We start from the raw sequence: 25,485 nt of genomic DNA, 5'->3' as shown, positions 1-25,485 counted from the left end.
TCGGAAGCGCGGCGGGACCCCGGTGGTCCCGGCCGGCACCGTCAACTGCCCGTGGCCCTGCCACCTGATCCGGCGGGGGTCAGGCGCCGAGGGCTTGCAGGATCGGCTGGCCCAGTGTGCCGAGCCAGCCGGCCAGGGCCGTGATCGGTTGGATCAGGCCGGTGCCTGCGCTGGCGAAGGCTCCGGCCGAGGCGAGCAGGCGGGTGATTCGGGTCAGCCGTCCCGCGACCTCCTCACGGTCGGGGTCCGGTTGGGCCACCTCCGTGTCCAGGGATTCCAGTTCGGAGCGGACCGCGGGCGCGACGGCCGGTGGCAGCTGAGCCCGGTCCACGGCCGAGCGGAGGTCGCCGACCAGGTGGCGCACGTCCTGCCCGTCCGCGGTGAGGTGGCCGGATTGGCCGCCGTGGACGGTCTGGTTGCCGGCGACGTTGTTGACGACGCCGCCCTGTTGGCTTCCGATGTTGAAGACCATGGCGATTCCTTGGCTGTGGAGCCGTGCCGCCTCACCGCGACGGCGACCGGTTCGGATTCAGCCGGCGCTCCTCCTCGCGCTCGTAGCGGCGCCGGCGGAACACGGTTGTGGCCGCCAGGACGGCGCCGACGACCAGCAGCACGATTCCGGTCATCCCGACGGCGAGGCCGATCATGTCGACCGCCACACCACCGACCTCCGAGTCGAGTGTGTCCTGCCCCGAGTCCAGCCACGCCCGGAACGCGAAGCCGACGACGGTGAGCAGCAGTCCCACCAGTGCCAGGCGCCGGGCCGTGTTCCAGGTGGCTTTGAGCTTGCGGAAGTAGGCCTTACGCCGGGCCAGCAGGATGCGGTTGTCCTGTTGGAGGTAGTTGTACTGGTTCCCGCCGATGTTGCTGAGGTTGCCTGCCGCCCGCTGCTCGGCCACGTCGAAGCGGCGCTCCGTCCCGGGGCGGGGTGTCGTGGCCGGTGGTGTGCTGCCCGGTGGGGGCACGTGCGGCTGCGGTGGGGACGTGTGCTCCGGGTGCGGCCCTGCGGAAGCCGACCCGAAGGTGGGAGGTCCGAAGGTGGGCGCGGCGAAGGTGGGCGGTCCTACGGCAGGTGGCACGGACGGCTGCGGCGGTACGGCGTGTGCGGGCGGTCCCCACCGCGGTGTTTCCTGCGGCTCTGTCGGCCGGGGGCCCGGCGGCCCTGGTTCCGTCGTCCCTGGTCCCACTGGCCCTGGTTCCGTGGGCCGGGCGGCCATTCGTTGGGCGGCCGTCTGCCAGCCGGAGTCCTCCGGGGCCGGTCCCGGTGTCTCCTCCGTCGGTGCGTCCGGGGTGGTGTCCTCCTCGGTCGCTGCTTCCTCCTGGGCCTCGTCCTCGGCCTCCTCCTGGGTCGATGTTTCCTCGGCGGTTGCGTCCCGGACCGACACCGGCCGGGCCGACGGCCGTTCGAGCAGCACCTGGGTTGGCGGTGCCGCGGGTTCGGCGTCCTCCTGAAGGGGCCGCGGCGGGCCTGCGCCGCCGATGACGACGGTCTCCGCCCGTAGTGCCGCAAGGTGCGCCGGTGGCTCGGCGACCGTGGTGGCGGCCTCCTCGATGGGTTCCTCGTAGTGCACTTCCAGTGGCCCGAAGTCCAGGACGTCACCGTCGTGCAGTATCTGCTGTCCCAATACCAGGTGGCCGTTGAGCCGGGTGCCGTTGGTGGACGCGAGGTCCTCCACGGTGGTGTGCCCTTCGGCCGAGCGCACCAGCGCGTGGCGTCGGCTGATCTGCGGATGGAGCAGCTGGATCTGGCAGGCGGAGTCCCGGCCGACCAGCAGCGGCTCGAAGTCGAGCACGTGGATTTGGCCGCGAATCCGGTCGGGGCTGTCGACGACGAGACGCGGTAAGGCCTGATCCTGTGAAGGCGCGTTCATGGCACGACCTCCTGCCGGGTGCGACGGGCGAACCGGTGAACCGTCCGGCGGCGGTGAAACGTCTCGCCGCCCGCGGGCTCGGGTGCCTTCCCTTCCAGTAAATGCCACTTCGCCCTGCAGGCACAGCCCCGACCTGCCTGCTGGTTCAGCCCGTTTCGATGACGTCGGGCTCCCTTCACCGTCCGGCACGAGAGGTCGCGGACCGTGTGCGAAAGCGGGCGTTCCGGGTGCGCACCGTACGGACCCGCGCCGTCCACCGCCAAGGCGTCTTCGAGGGCAGGCGGTCGGCCGTCGCCCCCGGCGCCGGCCCGCCGCGAGCAGCCCGGCCGCTTCCCCGGGCTGCGGCCGTCCGTCCGCCCATCCTGCGTAGGCGCAGCGGTTCTCGGCATCCGCGCAGTACGGGCCGGCCGATCCTGCGTGGGCTTCTCCGTCAGCGGCGTACGATCGGGAACCGTCCCGTGCGACCCGGCACCGCACAGGACGGCGGCGCCGACAGCTACCCGGCCGGCTTCCACATGGTCGCGCTGAACTCGGTCTGGGGCAGCGGCGAGGCCGCCCTGATGCACTGGTGAAACCCCGCCGCGCGTAGGCTGGCGCCGTTCCCCCTACCCGCCCCACCGGATGGCAGGCCGACCGATGACGGACCCTCACCCGCTGCTCCGCTCGCACGCCCCGGTGCCGGAGCTGGAGCAGCTGCGGGCCCTGCAGGACAGCGTCCCGGGCGCGTTCCTCGCCGACGGCTTCGAGCTGACCGCCCCCGGCGACACCTCGGTGCCGGCGGCCGGCCGGTCTGCCGACCGCGCCTTCCTGGACCGCCTCACCCCCTTCGCCCAGGCGAACTTCTCCGGTTCCCTGTACGCCCTGTGGTGGATGGACGACCGGCCCGATCCGGGCACCCTGCCGGTCGTCGTGTTCGGTGACGAGGGCGGTGAGTTCGTGGTGGCCCGCAGCCTGTCCGAGTTCTTCCGGCTTCTCGCCTGCGATGTCGAGATCGCCGTCGACCGGGAGGGCGTCCACATCCACCGCCGTGCGGACTACGAGCCCAGCAGTGGCCACCGGGCTCTGGTCGACTGGCTGCACACCCGTTTCGGATTGGCACCCTCCACCGACCCGGCCGCCCTGGTCGCCGCCGCCCACGCCGCCCTCGGCGGGCCCTTCACCGCCTGGACCCGCCGCTTCCTTCCGCACTGAAGAAGGTCGCCACGGATGGTGGAGCCGATCACATGCACCCCCAGGTCCGCGCGGGACGGCTGATAGCCGCCATCACGGCCGGCGGGTGTGCGCCCGCCGGCACCGCTGCCCGCGGGGCCCTCACATCGACGGGTGTGAGGGCCCCGGCCTTCGGGTGGGCGGGATCGTGGTGGCGGGTCAGCCGCGGACGACCTCGACGAGCCGGGCGTACGAGTGGTCCGCGTACCCGGCGTCCAGGCCGCGCCGGGCCAGGCCGTGGGCGGCCTCGATCACCGAGGCGTCCAGGCCGCGGGCCCGTGCGGTGGTCAGGATGTGCGCGATGGTGGCCTCCGCCGAGCGGAGGTTCGAGCCCTCGGCGGGGAAGTCGCCGGCGTCGACCTGGCCCGCGAAGCTGTCGATGATCTCGGGCAGCAGGTCGGCGATCCCCTTGGCGTACGGGGCGAGGGCGGTGGCCTCGACGCCCTCGGCCGTGGCGAGCGCGAAGGCGTGCACGATGCCGGTCATCGCGTGCCAGAACACGTCCAGCAGGGCGATGTCGTAGCTCGCGGCCCGGCCCGGGTCGCTGCCCAGGTGGACGGCGGTGCCGCCGATCGCCGCCAGGGTGTCCCGGTGCCGGTCGTACAGCTCCTGCGGGCCGCTGTGCAGGACCAGCGCCGACGGTCCGCCGATCAGGTAGGTCGGGACCATGATCGCGCCGTCGAGGTAGCCGATCCCGTTGGCGGCGGCCCACTCCGCGGTCGCGCGGGCCCGGCCCGGGGCGTCCGCGGTGAGGTTGACCAGGGTGCGGCCCTTGAGGGAGTGGGCGTACGGTCGGACGATCGCGTCCACGGCGTCGTAGTCGAGCACGCACACCACGACCAGCGTGCTGCGCTCGATCGCCTCGGTCACCGAATCCGCCTCCACCGCGCCGCGTTCGACCAGGTCGCCCGCTCGGCCGGGGGAGCGGTTCCAGACGGTGGTGGGGTGGCCGGCGGCCAGGAACGCGCCCGCGAGGGACTGACCCATCGGGCCGAGGCCGAGCACGGTGACGGCGGCGGGGGAGGATTGCGGGGAGGAAGAAGACATCGGGAACTCCAGTAGTGAGAAAAGGGGTACGTTCGTGATCGATCCGCACGTGTGCGGGGTGGGCGCCGCGATCTCGGTGATCGAGGGGAAGTGGAAGGTGTTCATCCTCTGGGTGCTCGCCGAGCGGCCGCGCCGGTTCGGCGAGACCAGGCGGCTGGTCACCGGTATCAGTGAGAAGGTGCTGACCCAGCAACTGCGCGAGCTCGAAGCGGACGGGCTCGTCCACCGCGAGGCGTACGACGAGGCGTTGCTTCGGGTCGAGTACTCGCTGACGTCGAAGGGACAGCGCATTTACGGGATGCTCGAACAGCTGGACTCCTGGGGACAGGACCATCTGGCCGAGCGGTCATCGGTGGTGTCGGACAAGGTGCTTGGCGCGCCGTAACCAGCTTCGGCGCCGGCGGCCTGTTGATCAAGTACGCACCTTCAGGTGGGTGGTCGGGTCCCGGGCGGGGGTGCCACCCGGCGCCCTGGACACCTGCCGCCGCACCGCATGGCGGCCGTGGGGCCTGGAAATGGCGAAGCCCCGCCCGGTGGGGCGGGGCTTCGGGGCGGGCGGGTTGCTACTGCGCCCAGGGCCAGTCGGCGTTGCGGCCCGCGTCGAGCAGCGGGATCAGTGCGAACGCCGAGTCCGTCAGGCCGCCCAGCGTGTGCCGGTTGCCCGATCCCGAGCGCATCGCACCCGCCTTGTAGCCGGCCATGTTCCACATGTACACCGGCACGTTCGTCGGGATGAGGTCGTCGATCGCGGTCTCCGGCCGGCCTCCGTAGCCGAGCATGTTGGACGGCAGGTAGCCCGGCCGGGTCTGCTCGTCGGTGACGATCACCACCCGGTCGTGCCCGCTGTAGTGCTGCGCGACGGCCGCCGGGATGTCCGTGCCGCCGTCCTGTCCGAACGCCTCCATGAGCCGCAGCACGCTCCCGCCGCGCGGCACGTCGATCACCCGGCTCTTGCCGCCGAACTCCACCAGCGTCGGGCCGGCGGCGCGCAGGGCGAGGGCCGACCCGAACAGGGCCGCCTGCTCGGCCAGGGTGATGTCCGAGGAGTTGGCCGTCGAGTAGCCGTAGCCGGGGAACATCGAGGGCGACCGGTCGACGAGGATCAGCGTCCGCCCGGGCAGGGCCGGCACCTGGGAGAGGGACGCGGCGAGGGCCTTCTCCAGGGCATGGCCCCACCGCAGCGACTGGACGTGCTTGTGCGCGGCCCAGAACCGGAACGGGAACTGGCGCGAGCGCGCGACCTGCTCGGGATCGGCGATGCGCGCGGCCACCGTGGCGGCGACCTCGTCGGACACCCCGGCCTGGTCGAAGTTCCGCAGGTTCCGCAGCAGCGCCGCGTAGCCCATCGACGGGATGATCGCCTCCCACACCGGGGCGTCGAGCGGCCCCTGGATCCAGCCCGCGAGGGACTCCCACGTCATGCCCGCGTCCCGGAGGGCGAGCTGCGCCCCTGCCGTCCGCAGATAGGCCCGGCGCTCGGGGACGGGGACGGTGTCGAGGCGCGCGCGGGCGTGGAGCGTGGCGAGGCTCTCGGGGATGGCGTTGTCGCGGTTGTGGCGCCGGTCGATGGCGTGCTTGAACAGGTCGCCCTGCCAGGCGGCCTTCGGGCTCGGGTGGGTGAGCTCGATGACGTCGGCGAACCGGTAGCCCTTGGAGGCGGTGTCGTACTTGAGGAGGGCGCGCTCGGTGTACAGCCGGCCGACGGCGTCCTCGATGCCGCGCTTGACGGGCTTGGGGATGTTTCGGCCGAAGCGGGAGGTCCAGTAGGCGAGCAGTTCACCGGGCTCGTCCGGGCGCTGCAGGACGGAGGCGATGACGGACCGGTTGGTGGAGGTGCGGGACGCGAGGGCGTCGCCCTCCCACCGGCCCGCCGGGTCGTGCGTCTCGTGCCGGCCGGGCTCGCGGCTGCCGGCCGCGGCGAGGCGGGCGTGGACGTACTCGGCGGCGCCGACCAGGGAGGCGGTGCGCATGTTGCCGTCGGTCCGCAGCCAGTGCAGGAACGCGGCGGTCCAGTCCGGGTCCTCGACGGCCAGGCGGCGGACGAGCTGCTCGTAGCGGTCGTCGCGCTGCTCGGCGCCCTCGTAGAACGTGCCGGTGCCGACCTTGTTGGCGATCGCGAGGAGGAACAGCTCGGACTTCTCGTCGCGCAGGTGGCCGGTGGCTCCTTCGGCGGTGCGGGTCGTGGCGCCGGTGGTGGTCACGGGCGACGTGCCGGCCGGCCGGGTGGTGCGGGTGTTGAAGCGGGACACAGCAGAACCCCTCACTGTGGAGGGGAGGCTTCAGCAACGGGGTGCCCGAGATCGAGGGCGGATACGGCGACGAGGTGTCCTGGGCCGCTGGACGACACCGGCCGTACGGGGCCGGCGGCGGGATTCGAACCCGCGTCTCCCTCTTTGCAGGAGAAGTAGCCGTGTCCTTCGCACCGGGCACCCCGGATGCTGTGCCTCCCGAGATCGATGCGGACCGCGGCGTGATTCACCAGAAGAAGTAGCCGCGGCCCTGCGCACCGGGAGGTGCATGTGAAGTTGTCCTGCACAGAGGTCGTAGTCGGTCGAGGTGACGTTACGCGTGCTGCCCTTACACCACCGCAGGCCAGGCCTGGGCCGGGATTCGAACCCGGATCACGTCCTCCAGAGGGAAGTAACCCCGTCCTGCGCACCTGTGCAGGAGGCCGACTCTACTCCCATGGGCCGACTTGTCATCCTCTTTTGATGCGCGGGCCGGACGGGCCGTCAGCCGAGTCCAAGTGCGGGGTGCGGAACCCCCGGTCGGCCGGTTCACGTCGCCCGGGCAGGGTTGATGTCGCAGATCTGCCAGCCGTCTCCGGACGACGCCTGTTGGACTGGCTGCGCAACGCACTGCCCTTCACAGGACGGGACTCCATGTCGGCAACCACCACGGCTTCAGGCATCGGCCAACTCGCGCCCGCTCGTTCACCGTTGAGGGGGTGGCCGGCGGTGGTCTCGGTGATGCTCGGGATCTTCGCCGTCGTCACCACCGAGATCCTTCCGATCGGCCTGCTGACCTCGATCGGATCCGGATTCACCGTCTCGGACGGGACGGCCGGGCTGGTCATGACCGTGCCGGGCTTCCTGGCGGCCATCGCCGCTCCTCTGGTCACCGTGGCCACGGCGCGCTTCGACCGCCGGCTGATGCTGTGCGTGTTCATGCTCCTGCTGGCACTGGCGAACTTCCTTGCCGCGGCGGCGCCCGGCTTCTGGCTGGTGCTGGTCTCGCGGGTGTTGGTCGGGATCACGATCGGCGGCTTCTGGTCGATCGGTGCCGGGTTGGCAGAGCGTCTGGTGCCGCCGGCCTCGGTCGGCAGGGCAACTGCTGTGATCTTCTCGGCCGTTCCGCTGGGGTCCGTGCTCGGCGTACCGGCGGGCACCCTCGTCGGAGATCTCGCCGGATGGCGAACGGCCTTCGCCGCCATGGGAGTTCTGACGGTCGGTGTACTGGTGATGCTGCTCGTGTTCGTGCCGCCGCTCCCTGCGGTCCGGGCCACCCGGCTGGGCGTCCTCACCGGCATGCTCCGCGGCACCGCCACCCGCTTCGCACTCCTGCTGACGTTCCTCGTCGTACTGGCCCACTTCGGCACCTACACGTACGTGGCACCGTTCCTGGAACAGGTCACCCACGCCGACGGCGGTACGATCACTGCGTTCCTGCTGCTCTACGGCGCTGCGGGCATCCTCGGCAACTTCCTGGGCGGCGCCCGGGTGGCCCGGTATCCGCGGACCGTCCTGGGGCTCGCGGCCGCCCTGATCGCCGCCGTGACGTTCCTGCTTCCGGTGGTGGGCCACGGGGAGGGCGGCGCGGTGCTGCTGCTGATCGTGTGGGGCATCGCGTACGGCGCCGTACCGGTGGCGTCGCAGACCTGGTTCGCCAAGGCGGCACCGCACGCCCCGGAAGCGGCCACGGTCCTGTTCACCGCTTCCTTCCAGGCGACGATCTCGATCGGTGCACTCGCAGGGGGCGTCGTCCTGGACCGCACCTCCCCGTCCGCGCTCATGCTGCTGGGCGGTTGCACCGCCGTACTCGTGGTCCTGGCCGTGGCAGTAGGGCCGCGCCCCGCCGGGCCGGACCGCAACGAGCGGCCCTGAGCCGGGAAGCACCCGTCGCCCATGAGCCTCGCCGACCCTTGCCCCGGCGCCCATCAGCCATTTGACGGCCCGTCGGCCTGTCGGCACGGAAGGTATCGGCTTGAGGCGCGCTACGGCGGGTGGGCGTGGGTGGCTCCGCTCGGTCCGGTAGGAGCCGCCGGGCAGGCAGCCCGCGGACCACGAAGGCTCCCGACCGGGCGGGGCCCGGCGAACCGGGTACGCGCCCCCTGCGGGCCGCAGGTCGCCCGCCCCCGTCATCGTGCGCTGTGCTCCGGCAGCGTCACGGGGGTGGGCTCGGGGGTGAGGACCTTGCGGGTGATGCGTTCGGAGATGGCGGCGACCAGGGTCCGGGGGCGGCGCGGTGTCAGGTGCGCGGTCAGGGCGTTGCCGAATCCGGGGGCCGTGTAGCCGCGGTCGCGTTCCAGGGCGCGCAGTGCGGCGCGTACGACGGGTTCGGGGGTGGTCATGGAGCCGGTGACGGCGGCCCGGCGGGTGCCGATGGTGTCGAAGAAGGCGGTCTCGACCGGGCCGGGGCACAGGGTGAGGACGCGGATGCCGCGCCGGCGGTACTCCTGGCGCAGGGCGAGGCCGAAGTTCAGCACGAAGGCCTTGGCGGCTCCGTAGACGGCGAAGTAGGGGGCCGGCTGGAAGCCGGCGTTGGAGGCGACGTTGACGACGGCCCCTGCTCCGCGTTGCAGCATGCCGGGCAGCAGCGCGTGGGTGAGGTCGACGAGTGCGACGACGTTGACCATCAGCTGGTCGTGGTCGCGCGCTGCGGGTATCTCCTCGAAGCGGCCGCAGGTGCCGAAGCCGGCGTTGTTGACCAGCAGGTCGACGGTCAGCCCGCGGGTGGTGAGCTCGTCGGCGATGCGGCGGGCCGCGTCGGGTTCGGCGAGGTCCTGGACGATCACGTGGGCGCGGATGCGGTGTTCGGCGGTCAGGCGCTCGGCGAGGGCGGTGAGCCGGTCGCGGGAGCGTGCCACCAGGACCAGGTCGTGTCCGCGGGCGGCGAGCTGGGCGGCGAACTCCGCGCCGAGGCCGGACGACGCTCCCGTGATCAGGGCAGTGCTGTACACGAGTTCTCCTTCGGTCAAGGTCAACTGGGAGGAGTATGTAACAGCAACTGGCCTATCTGCAACAGGCTTGATGCGGATAGCTCCTGGATGGCGTCAGGGGTGTAGTGTGTTCGCGGGCAGATGAGAGGGCAGGAGGCATGATGGCCGAGACGGCGGCACGAGCGTTGCGGGCGGACGCGGAGCGCAGCGTGCGCGCGATCCTGGAGGCGGCCGAGCGGGTGCTCGCCGAAGAGCCGGGAGCCTCCATGGAGCAGATCGCCGCGGCCGCGGGAGTGGCCCGCACCACGATCCACCGGCGGTTCGCCAGTCGACAGGCGCTGATCGACGCGCTGGCCTCCTCCGCGGCCCGCCAGCTCGCCCGGGCCGTGGACGACGGCCGGCCGGACACCGCGCCGCCGCTGGTGGCGATGCACCGGATCACGGCCAACGTGCTTCAGGTGAAGAGCGCGTGGGCCTTCGCCCTGGAGCTGTCGGCGGACCCGGACAGCGAGGCTGCCGGCCTCCACCAGGACATCGCCCGCCGCTGCACCACCGTCCTGAAGAGGGCCCAGGACGACGGGCTCATCGACGCGGCAGCCGATCTCGACTGGGTGCGCCGGGTCTACTACGCACTCATCGGGGAATCCCTGCACGGCAACGCGGAGCGCACCGACCCGGACACCCTCGCCGCCCGCATCGTCGACACCCTGCTGCACGGCGCCGGCCCGCGCACCTGACCCGCAACCCGGCGCAGGCAGGGCCCCGTCCCGGACGAAGGAGTCGGCGGTGTCGAGGAGGAACTCGGCCGGAGCCGCTTCGATGCTGCTTCGCCCGCTCGCGGCCCGCGTCCGGCTCGTCGGCTGGGCCGGGGTCAATTCCAGGGCGGCAGCGGGCTGCTGCGGCTCCGGGGGGCTGCCGACCCGGGACGGTGGCGGGTGTCGGATACTGGCCGGATGGACAGCACCTCTATCCGGGACTCCTACGATGCGGTCGCGGACGTGTACGCGCAGGGCTTCACCGCCGATCTGACCTCCAAGCCCTTGGACCGGGCCATGCTGACGGCCTTTGCCGAGCAGGTCCCGCACGAGGGCCTCGTGGCCGACGTGGGATGCGGTCCGGCCCAGGTGGCGTGCTTCCTGGCCGATCTGGGGGTCCCGGTTGTGGGGTTGGACGTGTCGCCGGGCATGGTGGAGGTGGCCCGGGCGCGCCGGCCCGGGCTGGACGTGCGGGTCGGATCGATGCTCGACCTCCCACTCGGTGACGGGGAGTTGGCCGGCGCCGTGGCGTTCTACTCGCTGATCCACCTCCAGGTCGAGGAACGGCCGCTCGCCTATGCGGAGTTCGCCCGGGTGCTGCGGCCGGGGGGCCTTCTCCTGGCCGCGTTCCATGCGGGCCAGGAGGTTCGCCGGCTGGACTCCTGGCTCGACCGCCCGGTCTCGCTCGACTTCTTCGCCCTGCGCCCCGAGGAGGTGAGCGCGGGTCTTGCCGCTGCCGGGTTTGCGGTGGAGGCAACGCTGATGCGGGGGCCGTATCCGGGTGAGGCGGACACCGAGCGCGCGTACGTGCTGGCCCGCAGGCTGGGCTGACCCGGTGATGCGTGGATCGGTGGCCGGGCCCGCACGGCCGGCGACCGGTCCGCATGTTCCAGCGGTGGGGGGCGTGCTGGGGGATGGTTCCGTAGGGGCGGCGCCGGGGTCGTGTGCCGTCCCACCGGGCGCCGCGCCGCCCCGCCGGTACCGAGCGGCTCTCGCCGGGCCGCACCGGTGTGTTCGGACCGTGCGGTCGGGGGGTGTCGGTGGGGTCGGGGGTTGGCGTGGGGGTGCGTGCAGCGTCGCCGAGTAGCGGGGGTTCGGTCGTGATCAGGGTGTTGTTGGCGGAGGACATGCATCTGATCAGGGGTGCGCTGGTGGCCCTGATCGGGATGGAGGACGACATGCAGGTCGTCGGGGAGGTTTCCACCGGTGAGGACGCGGTCGCCCGGGCGTGTGAACTGCGCCCCGATGTCGTGGTTCTGGACATCCAGATGCCCGGCCGACTGGACGGCCTCGCGGCGGCCGAGGAGATCCACGCCGAGGCGCCGGAGTGCGGCCTGCTCATGCTGACGTCCTACGGCCGGGCGGAGATGCTGCGCAGGGCACTGGCGGCCGGTGCCCGCGGATTCGTGCTGAAGGACGCCCCGCCGGACCGGCTGGCGGAGGCGATCCGCCGGGTGGCGGCGGGGGAGACGGTCGTCGATCCGGCGTTGGCGGCCTCGGCGATCACCGCGCGGCCGAACCCGTTGACCGCGCGCGAGGCCGACGTGCTGCGGATGGCGGGCGAGGGCGCGGACGTGGCGGAGATCGCCGCCGCGTGCTTCCTGAGCAGGGGGACGGTGCGCAACTACCTGGGGGCGGTCGTCACGAAACTAGACGCGCGCAACCGGCTGGACGCCGTCCGTATCGCTGTCGACAACGGCTGGATATAGCACCGCCAGTTCGTAGCGTCCGCCGTGCGCCCCGGCCGTCAGGGTGCCGCCCGCCGCCACGACCCGTTCGGTGAGGTTGGCCGTGCCGCGCCCGCTGCCGCGGACGGTGCCGCTCACCCCGTCGTTGACGATCCGCAGCCCGGTGTCGTCGATGTCGATGAGGCAGTGGGTGGCGGTGCTGTGGCGCAGCACGTTCGTCACGGCCTCGCGCAGCACGATCGCCAACAGCCGCTCCTCCCGGGGGGATTGCCGGCGCACCGTCACCTCCGCGCCCGCCGCCTCCAGGACGGAGCGGGCCGAGACGACCTCGGCGTCCAGCGACAGGTCGAGCTCCTCGTCCAGCGCGATCGCGCGCAACGCCGTCAGCGAGCGGCGGGCGATGGCGGCGATCTCCTGCGCCACCTGTCCGTCGGCCCCGGCTCGCGCCGGTGCGCCGGCCTCGTCCGCTGCCGACCCGACAGCAGTCGGTGCCCCGTCGGTGGTGGGGAGGCGTTGGGCGAGTTCGGCGCGGATGGTGATCGTTGAGAGGCCCTGGCCGAGGAGGTCGTGGACGTCCCGGGAGATGCGCCGGCGTTCGCGGGTGGCGGCGATGTGGGCGAGGGTGATCCGCGCCTCCCGTGCCTCGTAGACCAGCCGGGTCTGGACGGCGAGTGCGTGGAGCATCACGGCGACGGCCACGGAGTTGAACGTCCAGTACACGATCTCCCCGGCGGGGTAGCCGCGCAGGGCGAGGGCGGCGATGAGGCAGGCGATCAGGACGGGTGCGCCGAGGCGCCACGCGCGGTCCAGGAGCAGGAAGGCGGCTGCGGCGAACCCTGCGAGTTGGGGGTAGGCCTGCCCCGGGAACAGGAGCGCGGCCGCGGTCAGTGCGACCAGCGCCGGCATCGTCCAGACGATACCGGGAGGCAGGGTGTCGGGCGGCCTGGGCAGTGCGTGGTGGAGCTGCAGTGCGAGGATCGCGGCGGCGAGAAGGGCGGGCGCCGGGCGGCCGTCGAGGTAGATGAGCGCGGTGAGCAGGAATCCGCCGTGCACGGTGAGCAGGATCGGCAGGGCCAGCCGTGGCAGGAGGTCGTCCGGAGGGCCCGGGGGCGCGGGCCGGTCGGGGACGGATCGGGCCAGCGCCGCGGCCCGGCGTGACACCCGGGCGATTTCGGCGAGTTCGCCGCGCGTGGCGAGTGCGGTGATCCGCGACAGGGCCGTTCCGAGGGCGTCGTCGAGGTCGCGTGCGGCGCGTGCACGCTCGTCGCTGACCGCTGCGGCGGCGAGTTCGGCCCGTGCGGCGTGCACGGCGGCCCGGGTGTGGCCCAGCCGGGTCACCCCGAACAGCACCAGCCCCTGGCACAGCGCGTTGAGCAGGGCCAAGGCGACGGCGAACGGTTCGGCGGGCACCATCAGGGCCGCGCCCGCGACGACGGCCCCGAACAATGCCCAGCGGGGGAGGCCGCGCAGGAGGAGCAGCACGGAGGCGGCCACCAGTCCCGCCGCCGCGGGGCCGGCCCAGGGCAGCAGGACGACCTGGGCGAGGAGTGTCCACCGGTTGCGCCAGGGAGTGAGGCAGTGCAGCACCTGCAGCGCGAGGACCAGCGCCACAGGGACGCTCGGCACCGGATGCAGGGGGTCGAAGGCCACCCCCGCCAGGACCAGTATGACGATCAGCACGAATGGCACCCTACGTCCGGATCGTGCATTTCACATGCCCGTTCGAGGTGCCTGGCACTGATGCCGGGGGCGGCGCGGGCGGCAGGCTGACGGCTGTGAAGAAGCCGATCCGTACCGCGCTCGCCGCCACCGCTGCCGCCCTTGTCCTCGCCCTCCCGCCGGTTCCGGCCCGCGCCGACTCGGCGGCCGCGCCCGCAGCCGGTCCGGTCACCGACCCGGCGGGCGCGTCCGAACTCGGCCCGGTGGTCGACCGGGCGGTCTCCGCACTGCTCGCCGCCGACAGGATTCCGGGTGCGGCGGTCGTCGTGGTGGAGGGCGGCAGGACGGTGTTCTGCAAGGGCTACGGCATGGCGGACGTGACCGGCGGCCGTCCCGTCGACTGCGCGACCCCGTTCCTCACCGGCTCCCTGGCCAAGGTCTTCACCGCCGAGGCCGTGCTGCAGCTGGTCGGCGAGGGCAGGATCGACCTGCACGCCGACGTCAACCGCTACCTGACGGCGTTCACGATCGAGGACACCTACCCGGGCCGCCCGGTGACGGTGCAGAACCTGCTCACCTACACCGCCGGCTTCGACGAGGACATCGTCGGACTGGCCGAGAAGGACCCGGCCGGCCTTCCCTCGCTCGCCGCCAGCCTCAAGGCCCGCCAGCCGCCCCGGGTCCGTCCGCCCGGTACCCGGATCGCCTACGACAACTACGGGATGGCGCTGGCCGGACACCTCGTGGAGGAGGTCTCGGGCCGGCCGTTCGCACAGTACGTCGCCGAGCACGTGTTCGCCGCCCACGACATGACGGGCTCCAGCGCCGCACTGCCCCACCCGGCGCCGATCGGGGAGCGGCTCGCCCGCGGCTACCGGCCCGACGGCGCCGGCCAGGTCGAGCAGAAGGGCCAGTACGCCCCCTGGACGCCGTCGGGCACCGGGCCGGCCGTCACCCCCGACGACATGGGCCGCTACCTGGCCGCCCAGTTGAGGGGCGGCCCGGTCGCCCGGGCGATGCAGCAGACGCACATCACCGCGCACGAGGGCATGCCCGGCATGGGCTACGTCCTCGAACACCGCCCCCGCGGTGGCCGGCCGGTCCTGTGGAAGGACGGCGACGTCCCCGGCTTCCACAGCGCCATGGCACTCATGCCCGAGCAGGGGTTCGGCGTGTACGTGGTCGTCAACGGCGACGGCCTCGCGGCCGTCGGACCCTGGGACGCCCGCAGGACCGCGAACCTGATCATCGACACCCGCTTCCCCGCACCGCAGACCACTGCGCCGCAGGCCCCGGCGCCGGGTGCCCCCGCACCGGGTGCCCCCGTTCCGGGCACGGCGGCGGCCGACGCCTCCCGCTACACCGGGTCCTACCGCTCGGCCCGCACCAGCCGCACCAGCCTGATGAAGCTCTCCACCCTGTTCTCCGTCCCCACCGTCAAGGCCAACGCCGACGCCACCCTCACCACCACCGGCCTGTCACCCGACCCGCAGCGCCACACCCAGCACTGGACCCCGATCGCCCCCGGACTCTTCCAGGAACACCAGGGCCAGGCCCGCATCGCCTTCACCGGCGACGGCGTCCTGGTCTCCTCCGAACTCCCCTCCGAGGTCTACGAGAAGCTCTCCTGGTACGACAGCCCCACCCTGGACCTCCCGCTGTTCGCCACCGGCTCCGCGGCCCTCCTCCTGGCCGCCCTCGGCCTCCCCCTCGCCGCCGCAGCCCGCCGGATCAGGAAGCGCCGGCCCTCACCGCGGCCCGCCCGCCTCGCGCTGCTCACCGCCTGGACGTCCTGCGCGCTGACCACCGCCCTCCTCACCGGCCTCGCCCTCCTCACCGCCGACCCGAACGTCCTCATGGCAGCCGTCCCCCTCAATGCGCCCGAGCTGGCGGCCCTTCCGGTCCTGGCCACGGCCGCACTGGCCTTCGCCGCCCCCATGGCCCCCGCCTGCGTCGCGGCCTGGCGACGCGGCTGGTGGACCCGGACCGGCCGGATCACCTACACCCTCCTCACCCTCGGCGCCGCCGCCTTCTTCACCGTGGCCGTCGACTACCACCTCGTGCTCCTGCCGTAAGCGGCACGCCCCGCCGGCCTGGGGCGCCGCGGACGGCAGGGCAGCCCGGGCGGCTGCTGCCCCCGGGCCGTCCCGGTCCTCGCCGCCCTCGGGAGGCCCCGGCTGCGGCCCGGTGGCCCTCCCGGCACCCACCCGTTCCGTACCGCCCGCGCGGGGCCCCGGCGTCGTTCCCCCGCGTCGGTCCCGCCCGGAGCCGGCATGCCCGTGCACGGCATGCCCGGGCCCGGCACGCCGGTCCGGTGGCAGGGGTGGTTGTGTGGACGGGTGATGGATGGCGAGCTGGTCGAGGCTGTGGTGGAACTCGCAGGGGCCCGGGAGAAGGAGCCGCGGTGGCGCTGGTGGGAGCGGTGGCGCGCTGCCGTGCTGCGCCGCCGTCTGGCGGCGGCCAGGTCCGCCCGCGGCAGACGCTGAGGCCGAGCCCCTGTTCCCCGGGGGGCTCGGCCGTTGGCCTTCTCCCCGATCCGGTCGGCCAACGCGGGAGTGCGTCGTCGCCCGGGCCGGACGACCTGCCCGAGGCGGAACATCATCGAGCGTGCGCCGGCGCCGAGCAGCCGATCAGTCGGGTGGCCGCCCGGTGGCCGGCCCCACCCGGCAGTACGGCGGCTACACCGGCGATCTCGGGCCGCACCGCACCGTCCGGGGATCAGGGACGCGGAGCGGACGGTGGACCAGCGTCCCGACGGGCAGGCGGAGCCACAGGACGAGTGGGCGAAGCCGCAGGGGAGGCATCCGCAGGCCCGCGCGCGATACGCGCCCGGCCGTCGGCGGGTAGGACGACGAGGTACTGCCAGCCCATGTCCTCGACGCGGGCCAGGGTGATGGAATCCCCGGCCGCCCCGGCCGCTGCGAGCGCCTCGGCCACCGGACCGGCGTCCTGCGTCATCCGCTCGATCCGCGAGTGGAAGCGGGTGAGGTCCTTCGCCGGGCCGGTGGTCCAGATCGCGATCCGCGCACCTCGGCGCAGCGCGGCGAGCAGGTCCGTGCGCAGCGGCCCGTCGTCGGCCTCCCGCAGGAGCCGGTCGTGCAGGCGTTCCTGCCCGCACGGTTGGGACGGCGCGGCCTCGGCCAGCGCTCGGCACCTGCGGCACGAGGCCAGGCCCTGGGGGCGGAAGAGGTCAGGAAGATCTTCAGGTACCGGCCGCGGATCCCGCACAGGGTACGGCCCCTACCCCCGGCGTGCTCGACCCCGGGCACGCCCTCGACCTCGACAGCGGCGAACTCGGCCGGCTCGCGCGCGGTCGCGAACGACCAGACCCCGCCCGTGGCGCCCGTCTCAGGAGTGTCGATCATGCCAGGCAGCATGGCATGGGTCCCGGTTGGTCGACTTGCCGGTCCGCGAGGGTCGACCGAGGGGGTCGACGCACGGCCGCGGAGCAGGTTGCGCAGCCGCGGCGCGGCCCCGTGGCCGGCACCGCGCACGAGCGAGTGCGCGGGTTCGGGGGCTCAGGGGTGGCCGGCCGGATGTTCCAGCCTCGGCTGGTCCGTCGAGGCTGCTCATCGCTCATCGCTCATCGCGGTGTAGACGGTGACGGTGGATGCGACGGCGTCGATCCGGGCCGGTCCGATGATCTGCAGCCATGCGAGCTCGTCGAGTCCGTCGAATCGCCGGACGCGGTCGGCGGCACCCGCCGGCCAGGGGCGTGGGAGCTTCGGCAGGTGGATCAAGGAGATCTTGCCGATGAAGCTGCCGGCGATCTGCGGGGGCTTGTCGACCGAGAAGTGGTGGAGGTTGGAGAGCGCGATCACGATGTCCGGCTTCGAAAGGCCTTCTCTGAGCGTGATCTCCAGGGACTCCTCCTCGGTGAAGGCGTCGAACGAGATTCGGCTGATGAAGTATCCGATCGCCCGCCAGGTTCGCTCAGCGGCGGGCGGCGGGTGGAGGCCGTGGGATTCTGCGGCCCCGGTCAGCGGCTGCCGTCGTGCCCCAGGGTGGTGTTCCACTGGTCGGCGATGGTGGCCGCGTGGGCGAAGTGTGCGGCGGCCTCGGTGTCGTGGCCGAGCAGGTGGGCGAGTTCGCCGAGGGTGTATGCGACCGGGCGGATGGCCAGGGTGAAGCCGGAGGAGGGCGGTGGCGCGTCGCGGTAGGGGAGCAGGGTGGTGTACAGCTCGCCGGCGCGTTCCTGTTCTCCGAGTGCCACCGCGGCCATCGCGCGGAAGGTGGCGAGGACGGTGAGGAGGTAGTCGGTGCGCAGCGGCCTGGCCCGGGCGAGGACGGCGCGGGCCTCGTCCTGCTGTCCGGCGGCGCACAGGGCCGCCGCGAGCGGGTCCGCCAGCAGTGGGCCGTACTCCTCGGTGAGCCGGCGGGCCTGCGGGACGAACTCGCCGAGCCTTCCCTGGGCGGCCCGGATCGTCGCGAGCGCGACCTGAAGGAAGCCGTGGGCGTGCGGCGAGCCCTGCCTGGCCATGGCGGCGGTGGCTTCGGCGTACAGTTCCTCGGCGTCCTCGCTGCGCCCTTCGATCAGTGCTCGCGTCGCCAGTGCGGTCTGGCCGACCACGGTGGGCCCCGGCATCCGGTAGGTGCGGGCCAGTTCCACGCAGGTGTCGATGTGGCCGTAGGCGCCGGTGGCATCGCCGTCGGCAGCGGCGGCGGTCGACAGGGTGAGCAGGCCGAACCAGCGGAAGGCCGGCAGGTCGTGCTCGGTGCCGAGTCGGACGAGTTCCCGACTCCGCAGTGCGAGCTCGCGTTCCGTGCGCCCGGTGTCGAGTTCGCGGAGCAGCGCCGCGAGTGCCCGTGCGCGAAGGCCGGGTTCCCCCAGGGCGGTTGCGAGTCGGACGGCTTCCTCGGCGGCGGCCCGCGCGCGCGGGTTCCGTTCGTCGGACAGTTCGGCGCAGTGGGCGAGCAGCAGTCCGCACCGGTCGGCGGGTGCGAGGTCCGGCAGGTCGAGCGACCGGGTGAGCAGTGCGACGAGGGGCTCGTCGATCGCGCCGTACGGCCGGGTCTGCCACGGTGTGGGTTCGGACCATGCGGTGAGTGCGCGGATGAGCAGTTCGCTGCGTCCGGTGCCGAGCGCGCTGTCGATCGCCCGTTGCCGGGTGGCGCGGGCGGACATGACCGCCCCGGCCCGCACCTGGGCGCGCAGCAGCCTGCCCAGGAGGTCGACGCGTTCCGCCTCCCGGTCCTGCGAGGGTTCGTCCGGGGTCCGGTCGAAGCAGTCGAGTGCCGCTGCGAGCAGGTCGGCCGCCGCGTCGTGGGCGTAGCGGGCGGCTGCCAGGTCGGCCGCGCGCAGGCAGTAGTGGTGGCCCTGGGCGGCTGTGTCCGTGGCCGCCGACCTTGTGTAGTGGTGGGCCAGCGCGGAGACGTCGCTCGAACCGAGCCGCTCCAGGCCGGCCGCGATCCGCCCGTGCATGCGTCTGGCCCGCAGGCCGCTCAGGTCGGCGAGCAGGGTGTCGCGTACCAGGGCGTGCGTGAACCGGACGCGGCCGGGGGCGGGTTCGGTCAGCAGTCCGGCGACCAGGCCGGTGTCCAGGCCGCCCAGGACCGCGTCCTCGTCGGTGTCCGCGGCGCCGACCAGCAGGTCGACGTCCGCCTCGCGCCCGACGACCGCGGCCAGCCGCAGCACTGCCACCGCCGCCTGGGGGAGGCGCCCGAGCCTGCGGCGCACCACGTCCCGTACCCCCTGCGGCACCTCGGACAGGGCCACCAACGCGCCTTCGCTGCCGAGGAGTCGGGCGCTCTCCCATACGTAGAAGGGGTTTCCGCCGGTGCGTTCGGCGAGCGCGGCGACCGTTCCGGTGTCCACCGGCCGGGTGCCCGCTGCCTTGATCACCTCGGCGACGGCCGGCACGGGCAGTCCCGGCAGCGGCAGCCTCAGCGGCGACCGCCCGGCGAGCACGGCGAGTTGGTCCGCGAGCGGGCCTCCGATCTCGTTCGGACGGTACGCGGCGACGACCAGGACCGGTGTGCCGGGGGGCAGGTCGGTCAGGCCGGTCAGCAGGGCGAGCGTCTGGGCGTCGGCCCAGTGCAGGTCGTCCAGCAGCACGGCCAATGCCCGCTCGCGGGCCGCCGCCGCGAGCCACTGCGACACCGCGCGGTTCAGGCGGAACCGGCCGGCGGCCACGTCCTCGTCGGGGCCCTGGCCGGATGCGCGGTCGGAGAGCAGCGGGGCCAGGATCTCGGCGGACTCGGCCGGGGGCGGTACGGCGGCTGCGATGGTCCGCAGGGCCGCCACCCAGGGCCAGGCGGGTGGCGCGCCCTCGTCGTCGGTGGCCTGGCCGACCGCGACCAGCCAGCCGGCTGCGCGGAGCCGCTCGCAGAGCCGTTCCAGCAGTTCCGACTTCCCCAGGCCTGCCTCGCCGGTGACCAGCGCGACCCCGGGCCCTGCGGTGGCCGCCCGGTCGGCGGCCTCCACCAGCCGGGCGAGTTCGATGTCGCGGCCGACGAACAGGCGCGTGCCGGTCGCGTCCCGGCGCGGTGGTGCGGGGGCGCTTCCGGTGTCGGCGGCGTCGGCGGCGTTCCGGGCGTTGCCGGCCTCGGGCGAGGTCGGCGGCCGGTGCTGCGGAACCTGGGTCGCGGCCTGCAGCACCGCGGTGCGACCGCTCAGGACGGCCGCTTCGAGCTCGTTCAGTGCGGGCCCAGGGTCGAGGCCCGCCTCGGTCGCCAGGACGGCGCGGGCCCGGCGGAGCGTCGCCAGCGCGTCGGCCTGCCGGCCAGCCGCCCACAGCGCCAGCGCGTGCAGACGCCAGCCTTCCTCCCGCAACGGCTCGTCGAGTGTGAGCAGTTCGGCCTCGGGAACGGCCACGGCGGCATCCGCCGACCTCAGTGCGGCGACCACGTTCAGCTCGCGCGCGACCAGCCGCAGCTCGTCCAGACGGGCGACCTCGGCACGGGCCCAGGACTCGTCGACGAACTCGGCGTACGCGGTGCCCTGCCACAGCGAGAGCGCCTCGCCGAACAGGCGCCGCGCAGTGTCCGGCTGCTGCTGCGCGACGTCACGGGCCTCGCGCAGCAGCCGCTCGAACCGCCAGGCGTCGACGGCGCCGTCGGGCAGGCGCAGCGCATAGCCGGGTGGTGCGCTGACCAGCAGGGTGGCCGGAGTGCGCGGCGCCCTGCCGGGCTCCAGCAGCCGTCGCAGGTTCGACACGTACGCCTGCAGTGACGTCACCGCCCGTGCGGGCGGGGCCCCTTGCCAGACCTCCTCGACCATCCGGTCGAGCGAGACGACCGCGCCGCGCGCCACCGCCAGCCGGGCCAGGACCGCGCGCTGGCGCCGGCCGCCGAGCGGGACGGGCCCGCCGTTCCCCTCGGCCGCGAAGGAGCCGAGCACGCGTAGGGAGACCATCACCAGGCACATCGTAGACGGTCCGATGTTCTCCAAGTCGCTTCCAAATGCCCTCCAGGAGCCGCGGGCGAGGCTTCTCGCATGGACACCACGAACGCACCGGCACAGACCCGTCCGAACACCCAGGAGATGGTGGCCGTCCACCGCGGAATGCGCCGCGAGTCGCGACTGCTCATCGAGCTGATCGCCGCCGTGGCCCCCGCGGACACCGGCCGCGCCCGCGTCCTGGCGGACCACTTCCGCGACTACCGGCTCGGACTGAGCAACCACCACCACGGCGAGGACGCGTATCTCTGGCCTCCCCTGCTGGCCAGGGTCGACCTCGAAGCCGACCTCGTCCTGCGGATGGAGGCCCAGCACGAACGCGTCGCCGCCACCCTCGCGACCGCCGAATCCGCCCTGGCCGCCTGGGAGTCGGGGGCCGGAGAGACGGAACGCGACGCACTCACGGCTGCCCTGGTCGAGCACCGCGCGGTCCTCGTCGAGCACCTCGACGAGGAGGAGGCCTCACTGCTCCCGCTCGCGGCACAGCACCTGTGGCTGCACGAGTGGAACGCGATGGGCGAGCACTTCCTCGCCAACACGCCCAAATCCAAGCTGCTGTTCTTCCTCGGCATGGTCCTTGAGGAGGCCGAATCCGTCGAACGCGCGGCGATCCTCGGCGGCCTGCCGCTGCCCGCCCGACTGCTCTGGTACACCGTCGGCCGCGCGCAGTACGCCCGCGCCACCCGCCGTGTCCGGGGCTGACCGCCCCGCCCGCCGCTGCCCCGACCACCCCTTCTCTCGGAAAGACAGAAAAGCCATGAAGCGCTTCACCACCGTCCTCACCGTCCTGAGCGGCCTGTTCCTCCTCTACATCGGCCTGCTCTATCTGCTGGATCCCCAGACGTCCGCAGCCGGATTCGGCCTGCCGAGCTGGCCCGAGCACGAGGGCACCGGCTTCCTCACCGTCAAGGGCGGGCGCGACATCGCGTGCGGCCTGGCCGTCTTCGCGCTCCTGCTGACCGGCCAGCGCAAGGCCCTCGGCTGGCTGCTGCTGGCGCTCACCTTCGCGCCCGTCACCGACATGCTGACAGTCCTGGGCAACCACGGGTCGGCCGGCACCGCATTCGGCGTCCACGGCCTCACCGCCGCGGCAGTCGCCCTGAACGCCGCACTCCTCCTGCGCGAACGCCCCACCCCGACTGCAGCCTGAGCAGGCTGGCCCGCAACGCAGATGCATCCGGGAAGGACCACGACCGGCCGGGGGCCACACGCCCCGAGGACCGGCCGGCGGTCCTTCCCGGTATGTCGACTGTCTGCTCGCGCGACTGCGGCTCCCGGCGGACACCCCGCACCTCGCCGAGCTCCGCTCCGTGCTTGCCGCAGGACGCAGGAACCACTACGGCAGCCCCCACGCGTGGGACGACGCGAGGCGGCACTCGACGAAGTGACCGCGGCCCTCCCCGGCGGCGTGCTTGCCGGTGCGGGCGCCGGGACTTCTCGCGGGCCGCAGCTGCAGGCTCGGGCCGGCCCGGCGGCGTGCTTGCCGGTACGGGGCGCGGGCGCCCTGGTCGGTGCCGGGTGCGCCGGCGTCGGCGATCCGGTCGGGTGACGGCGGCGGGCTGGGTGTGGCGCGGGGCAGACCGTGGCTGGACCCCGAGCCGCTGCGCGACCACGGTCACGTGGTGGGCGAGCACGCTCAGGAAGCGTCGAGGTGGCTGGGGTCGAAGGTTTCGTCGGACAGCAGGCCGGCGGCGCCGCCGTCGAGCAGGGTCTGCATCTTGTGCGAGCGGGGCAGCATGGTGCTCTCGTAGGCGCGGACGGCGTCGGCGATCGTGTCGTGGCGTGCGACGGCGAGGGCGAGTTCGCTCGCGTCGAGCATGGCGAGGTTGACGCCGACGCCCAGCGGGGGCATGAGGTGGGCGGCGTCTCCGAGCAGGGTGACGGCGTGGTCGGGCTCCCAGGTGTGGGGAACGGGCAGTGCGTAGAGGGGGCGGTCGAGGTAGGGGCCGTCGTTGTCGGTGAGGAGTCGGCGCAGGCCCGGCGTCCAGGTGCGGTAGCGCTCCAGGAGCAGGGTGCGGATCCGGTTGGTGTCCCGGCCGGTGAGGCCGGCGCGGGCGAGCCAGTCGGCGCGGTCGGCCTGGATGATGTAGACGCGGATGTGGCCGCCGCTGTTGCGCTGGGCGAACAGGCAGCGTTCGCCGTCGGCCGCCATGGCGCTGCCATGGCCGACGAGTTCGGCGATGGCGGGGTGCCGGTTGTCGACGTCGTCGAACCGGGCTTCGAGGTAGTTGATGCCGATGTGCTGGGGGGTGGCGGGGGAGAGGAGGCGGCGGACCTTCGACCAGGCGCCGTCGGCGCCGACGACGAGGTCGGCCTCGACGGTGGTGCCGTTGGCGAAGTGCAGGCGGCGGGGGCCGTCGGCGGGTCCTTCGACGTGCTGCAGCGCGTGGCCCCAGCGCACGGTTGCGGGGGCGAGGGAGTTCAGGAGGAGGTCGCGCAACTGGCCGCGGTCGATCTCGGGGGCGGAGAGCTGTCCTTCGGTGGGGCGGTGGTGGAAGCGGAGGGTTCCTTCGGTCGCGTCGAACTGCCGCATCTCCTGGCCCTCGGGGCGGGCGAGGCGGAGGAACTCCTCCAGCAGCCCGGCTTCCTTCAGGGCGATCTGGCCGTCGTCCGGGTGCAGGTCCAGGGTGCCGCCCTGGTTGCGGGCGTCGGGGCCGGGGGCGAGTTCGTAGACGGTGGCGGTGATGCCGTGCAGGTGGAGGATGCGCGCGCAGGTCAGGCCGCCGGGGCCGGCGCCGATGATGGCGATGCGGGGCGTGGTGGTGGTCATGGTGGTGCTCCGTTCCTGTCGTCCGGCTGGGGCCGGGGATGTGGGTGGGGTCGGGGGTCACGCGGTGGTGGCGGTGGCGGTGGCGGTGGCGGTGGCGGGCACGACTGATCACTCCTTCCCGGAGAGCCCGCGGTGATCGATGGGAGCGGACCGCGCCGGAGGCCCGCCCCATCAGAAGAGCACAACCGAGCCATTAGTGCAACGAGTCCATCTTTTGCTCGGTTCAACAAGTGGTGTAGATTGCTGCTATGCCCGATGACACAGAGGCCGCCCCCGCACCGGTCGGCCGCCGCGAACGCAAGAAGGCCGCCACCCGCCAGGCCATCGCCGACGCGGCCCTGCGCCTGTTCCTGGAGCGCGGCTACGACGACGTCGGCATCCGCGAGATCGCGGACGCCGCCGACGTGTCCACCACCACGCTGTTCAAGCACTTCTCCGGCAAGGAAGCCCTGGTCTTCGATCGGCAGGACGAGATGAGGACTCGCCTGCTCGCCGCGGTGCGCGAGCGCCCCCAGGGCCAGTCCGTCCCGGCCGCCCTGCGCGAACACGCCCTGCGCTACCGCCGGAACGGCCCCGACGACGAGCCCGGCGCCGCGGCCTTCGTCGAGCTGGTCAACAGCACCCCGGCCCTCCTCGACTACCAGCACGCCGCATGGCTGGAGAGCACCCCCGACCTGGCACAGGTCATCGCCGAGGAGAGCGGCCTGCCCGCCGACGACCCGGCCTGCACAGCACTGGCCCACTTCGCTCTCGAAGCACCCCGCGCCGCCCGCCGACACCACGACAGCACCGAAGCCATCAACCGCGCCTTCGACGTCCTCGAACACGGCTGGCAGCACATCACCCCGCAGGGATGACCCGGCGGCTCGGCGACCGGAGGTGCAGTCCCCGCGCAGCCGAGCGCGACGGACCGCCGGCTCGAAAGCCCTCGCTTCACGGCCCCGACCCGCTCCACCTCGGCGAGGTCTTCGGCTGGACGAGAAGACCGCCATCCGCTCCGCGGACTCCGTCCAGGCCCTGCTGTCCCCCGGGCCGCCGAGACCGGCACCGTGTCTTGACCGCGAACCCGCGGGCCCACACCCCAGAATCAGGGCAGTGCACCCCCGGGTCCGCGTTGAAGAACCTTCAGTTCCCGCGAACCCGCGGGGATCCAGGGGCCAAGCCAAGGTGAGCCCAAACGGGGCAGTGGGACGAGCGACAGCTCACGACACGCTGATTTGGGGGCACCCCGGAGCAGAGGAGAGCCCCGTGGGCAAGGTGGTCATGTACAGCTCGGTGTCGGTGGACGGCTTCGTCGCGGACGAGAACGACCAGCCGGGACCGCTGTTCGACTGGTTGTCCAGCGGTGACGTCCCGTTGGACGAGAGCGGCGAGCTGAAGGTGTCGCAGACGTCCTACGACTACACCCGGCCGTACTGGGACCAGATCGGAGTCACGATCGTCGGCCGCCACGTCTTCGACCTGACGGACGGCTGGGACGGGAAGCCGCCGGGCGGGATCGACCACGTGGTCGTCGTGACGCACCGGCCGGAGCCCGAGGGCTGGGACCCCGACGCGCCGTTTCACTTCGTCGACGGCGTCGAGGCGGCCATGGCCAAGGCGCAGGAGCTTGCGGGTGACCGCACGGTCGAGGTCGCCGCCGGCGACGTCGGTGGCCAGGTGCTTGCCGCGGGCCTGATCGACGAGGTGCGCATGGACGTCGTACCCGTCGTGTTCGGGTCGGGCAAGCGCTACTTCGGGTCGGTCCACGCGCAGCACCTGTTGGAGGATCCTGACGTGGTGATTCAGGGCAACCGGGTGCTTCACCTGCGCTATCGGGTGCGCCGTTGACCGATCTGCGCGAGGAAGCTCCGCACCTCGCGCATCGGGGTGCCGGGGGGCCCGGAATCCAGCCCTGTGCCGGCACCAGGACCCCGGCCTCCGCGTGAC

Annotated in this window: 21 protein-coding genes and 1 tRNA gene; 12 read left to right on the top strand and 10 right to left on the bottom strand. The window is 73.1% G+C overall.

The window, feature by feature from the left end; all coding sequences use genetic code 11:
* Positions 1-79: 79 nt before the first annotated feature.
* Both ACWGB8_RS11140 and ACWGB8_RS11135 read right to left on the bottom strand, forming a co-directional pair.
* On the bottom strand, positions 80-472 hold the full coding sequence (locus ACWGB8_RS11140) for a hypothetical protein (RefSeq protein WP_452212431.1): 393 nt from the start codon (positions 470-472) through the stop codon (positions 80-82).
* 31 nt (positions 473-503) lie between these two features.
* Positions 504-1,871 (bottom strand): FHA domain-containing protein, encoded by a 1,368-nt coding sequence (locus tag ACWGB8_RS11135; RefSeq protein WP_452212430.1) that lies wholly within the window; start codon positions 1,869-1,871, stop codon positions 504-506.
* Positions 1,872-2,507: 636 nt separating this feature from the next.
* Here ACWGB8_RS11135 and ACWGB8_RS11130 point away from each other — a divergent pair.
* Positions 2,508-3,062: a hypothetical protein gene (locus ACWGB8_RS11130; protein WP_452212428.1), complete on the top strand. Its 555-nt coding sequence runs from the start codon at positions 2,508-2,510 to the stop codon at positions 3,060-3,062.
* A 177-nt stretch (positions 3,063-3,239) separates the two neighbouring features.
* Here ACWGB8_RS11130 and ACWGB8_RS11125 read toward each other — a convergent pair whose 3' ends face one another.
* Positions 3,240-4,127, bottom strand: coding sequence for an NAD(P)-dependent oxidoreductase (locus ACWGB8_RS11125; protein ID WP_452212426.1), 888 nt, complete (start codon positions 4,125-4,127; stop codon positions 3,240-3,242).
* A 34-nt stretch (positions 4,128-4,161) separates the two neighbouring features.
* Between ACWGB8_RS11125 and ACWGB8_RS11120 the strand changes: the two genes are divergently transcribed.
* A complete protein-coding gene (locus tag ACWGB8_RS11120) occupies positions 4,162-4,512 on the top strand; it encodes a winged helix-turn-helix transcriptional regulator (protein ID WP_452212425.1) in 351 nt (116 codons plus the stop codon).
* A 178-nt stretch (positions 4,513-4,690) separates the two neighbouring features.
* On the opposite strand, the gene ACWGB8_RS11115 is transcribed toward ACWGB8_RS11120, so the two are convergent.
* Positions 4,691-6,376: a TROVE domain-containing protein gene (locus tag ACWGB8_RS11115; protein ID WP_452212424.1), complete on the bottom strand. Its 1,686-nt coding sequence runs from the start codon at positions 6,374-6,376 to the stop codon at positions 4,691-4,693.
* Between the two features lie 109 nt (positions 6,377-6,485).
* Positions 6,486-6,555: transfer RNA gene (locus ACWGB8_RS11110), tRNA-OTHER, on the bottom strand.
* A gap of 454 nt (positions 6,556-7,009) precedes the next feature.
* Here ACWGB8_RS11110 and ACWGB8_RS11105 point away from each other — a divergent pair.
* The gene (locus ACWGB8_RS11105; protein WP_452212422.1) at positions 7,010-8,230 is read left to right on the top strand and encodes an MFS transporter; all 1,221 of its coding nucleotides are present in this window, start codon (positions 7,010-7,012) and stop codon (positions 8,228-8,230) included.
* Between the two features lie 254 nt (positions 8,231-8,484).
* On the opposite strand, the gene ACWGB8_RS11100 is transcribed toward ACWGB8_RS11105, so the two are convergent.
* Positions 8,485-9,306, bottom strand: a complete 822-nt coding sequence (locus ACWGB8_RS11100) for an SDR family NAD(P)-dependent oxidoreductase (protein ID WP_452212421.1) — start codon at positions 9,304-9,306, stop codon at positions 8,485-8,487.
* A gap of 137 nt (positions 9,307-9,443) precedes the next feature.
* On the opposite strand from ACWGB8_RS11100, the gene ACWGB8_RS11095 reads away from it, so the two are divergent.
* The 3 genes from ACWGB8_RS11095 (at position 9,444) to ACWGB8_RS11085 (ending at position 11,749) form a co-directional block, all read left to right on the top strand.
* Complete coding sequence (locus tag ACWGB8_RS11095) at positions 9,444-10,022, top strand: TetR/AcrR family transcriptional regulator (RefSeq protein WP_452212419.1); 579 nt, start codon at positions 9,444-9,446, stop codon at positions 10,020-10,022.
* 216 nt (positions 10,023-10,238) lie between these two features.
* Positions 10,239-10,871, top strand: coding sequence for a class I SAM-dependent methyltransferase (locus ACWGB8_RS11090; protein WP_452212418.1), 633 nt, complete (start codon positions 10,239-10,241; stop codon positions 10,869-10,871).
* A gap of 269 nt (positions 10,872-11,140) precedes the next feature.
* Positions 11,141-11,749: a response regulator transcription factor gene (locus tag ACWGB8_RS11085; RefSeq protein ID WP_452212416.1), complete on the top strand. Its 609-nt coding sequence runs from the start codon at positions 11,141-11,143 to the stop codon at positions 11,747-11,749.
* On the opposite strand, the gene ACWGB8_RS11080 is transcribed toward ACWGB8_RS11085, so the two are convergent.
* Positions 11,690-13,408: a sensor histidine kinase gene (locus ACWGB8_RS11080; protein ID WP_452212414.1), complete on the bottom strand. Its 1,719-nt coding sequence runs from the start codon at positions 13,406-13,408 to the stop codon at positions 11,690-11,692. The genes ACWGB8_RS11085 and ACWGB8_RS11080 overlap by 60 nt on opposite strands.
* 95 nt (positions 13,409-13,503) lie before the next feature.
* On the opposite strand from ACWGB8_RS11080, the gene ACWGB8_RS11075 reads away from it, so the two are divergent.
* Positions 13,504-15,462, top strand: a complete 1,959-nt coding sequence (locus ACWGB8_RS11075; RefSeq protein WP_452212413.1) for a serine hydrolase domain-containing protein — start codon at positions 13,504-13,506, stop codon at positions 15,460-15,462.
* 267 nt (positions 15,463-15,729) lie between these two features.
* Positions 15,730-15,873 (top strand): hypothetical protein, encoded by a 144-nt coding sequence (locus tag ACWGB8_RS11070; RefSeq protein WP_452212411.1) that lies wholly within the window; start codon positions 15,730-15,732, stop codon positions 15,871-15,873.
* Between the two features lie 1,083 nt (positions 15,874-16,956).
* Here the strand turns inward: ACWGB8_RS11070 and ACWGB8_RS11065 are convergent.
* A complete protein-coding gene (locus ACWGB8_RS11065) occupies positions 16,957-17,403 on the bottom strand; it encodes a hypothetical protein (protein WP_452212410.1) in 447 nt (148 codons plus the stop codon).
* Complete coding sequence (locus ACWGB8_RS11060) at positions 17,367-20,741, bottom strand: BTAD domain-containing putative transcriptional regulator (RefSeq protein WP_452212504.1); 3,375 nt, start codon at positions 20,739-20,741, stop codon at positions 17,367-17,369. Before ACWGB8_RS11060 ends, ACWGB8_RS11065 begins: the two co-directional genes overlap by 37 nt.
* Positions 20,742-20,822: 81 nt before the next feature.
* On the opposite strand from ACWGB8_RS11060, the gene ACWGB8_RS11055 reads away from it, so the two are divergent.
* Entirely contained in the window at positions 20,823-21,488 is a 666-nt protein-coding gene (locus ACWGB8_RS11055; protein WP_452212408.1) for a hemerythrin domain-containing protein, read from the top strand.
* Positions 21,489-21,543: 55 nt separating this feature from the next.
* On the top strand, positions 21,544-21,936 hold the full coding sequence (locus ACWGB8_RS11050) for a DUF4267 domain-containing protein (protein WP_452212406.1): 393 nt from the start codon (positions 21,544-21,546) through the stop codon (positions 21,934-21,936).
* 486 nt (positions 21,937-22,422) lie between these two features.
* On the opposite strand, the gene ACWGB8_RS11045 is transcribed toward ACWGB8_RS11050, so the two are convergent.
* The gene (locus ACWGB8_RS11045) at positions 22,423-23,556 is read right to left on the bottom strand and encodes an FAD-dependent oxidoreductase (protein ID WP_452212405.1); all 1,134 of its coding nucleotides are present in this window, start codon (positions 23,554-23,556) and stop codon (positions 22,423-22,425) included.
* A gap of 248 nt (positions 23,557-23,804) precedes the next feature.
* Here ACWGB8_RS11045 and ACWGB8_RS11040 point away from each other — a divergent pair, with 248 nt between their 5' ends.
* The gene (locus tag ACWGB8_RS11040; protein ID WP_452212404.1) at positions 23,805-24,413 is read left to right on the top strand and encodes a TetR/AcrR family transcriptional regulator; all 609 of its coding nucleotides are present in this window, start codon (positions 23,805-23,807) and stop codon (positions 24,411-24,413) included.
* Positions 24,414-24,804: 391 nt separating this feature from the next.
* Positions 24,805-25,386 (top strand): dihydrofolate reductase family protein, encoded by a 582-nt coding sequence (locus ACWGB8_RS11035; RefSeq protein WP_452212402.1) that lies wholly within the window; start codon positions 24,805-24,807, stop codon positions 25,384-25,386.
* Positions 25,387-25,485 lie beyond the last annotated feature (99 nt).

The sequence above is a fragment of the Kitasatospora sp. NPDC054939 genome, assembly GCF_053610105.1.
Note: the sequence above shows the minus strand (reverse complement) of the source record. Positions and strands in the feature narration are given on the sequence as shown.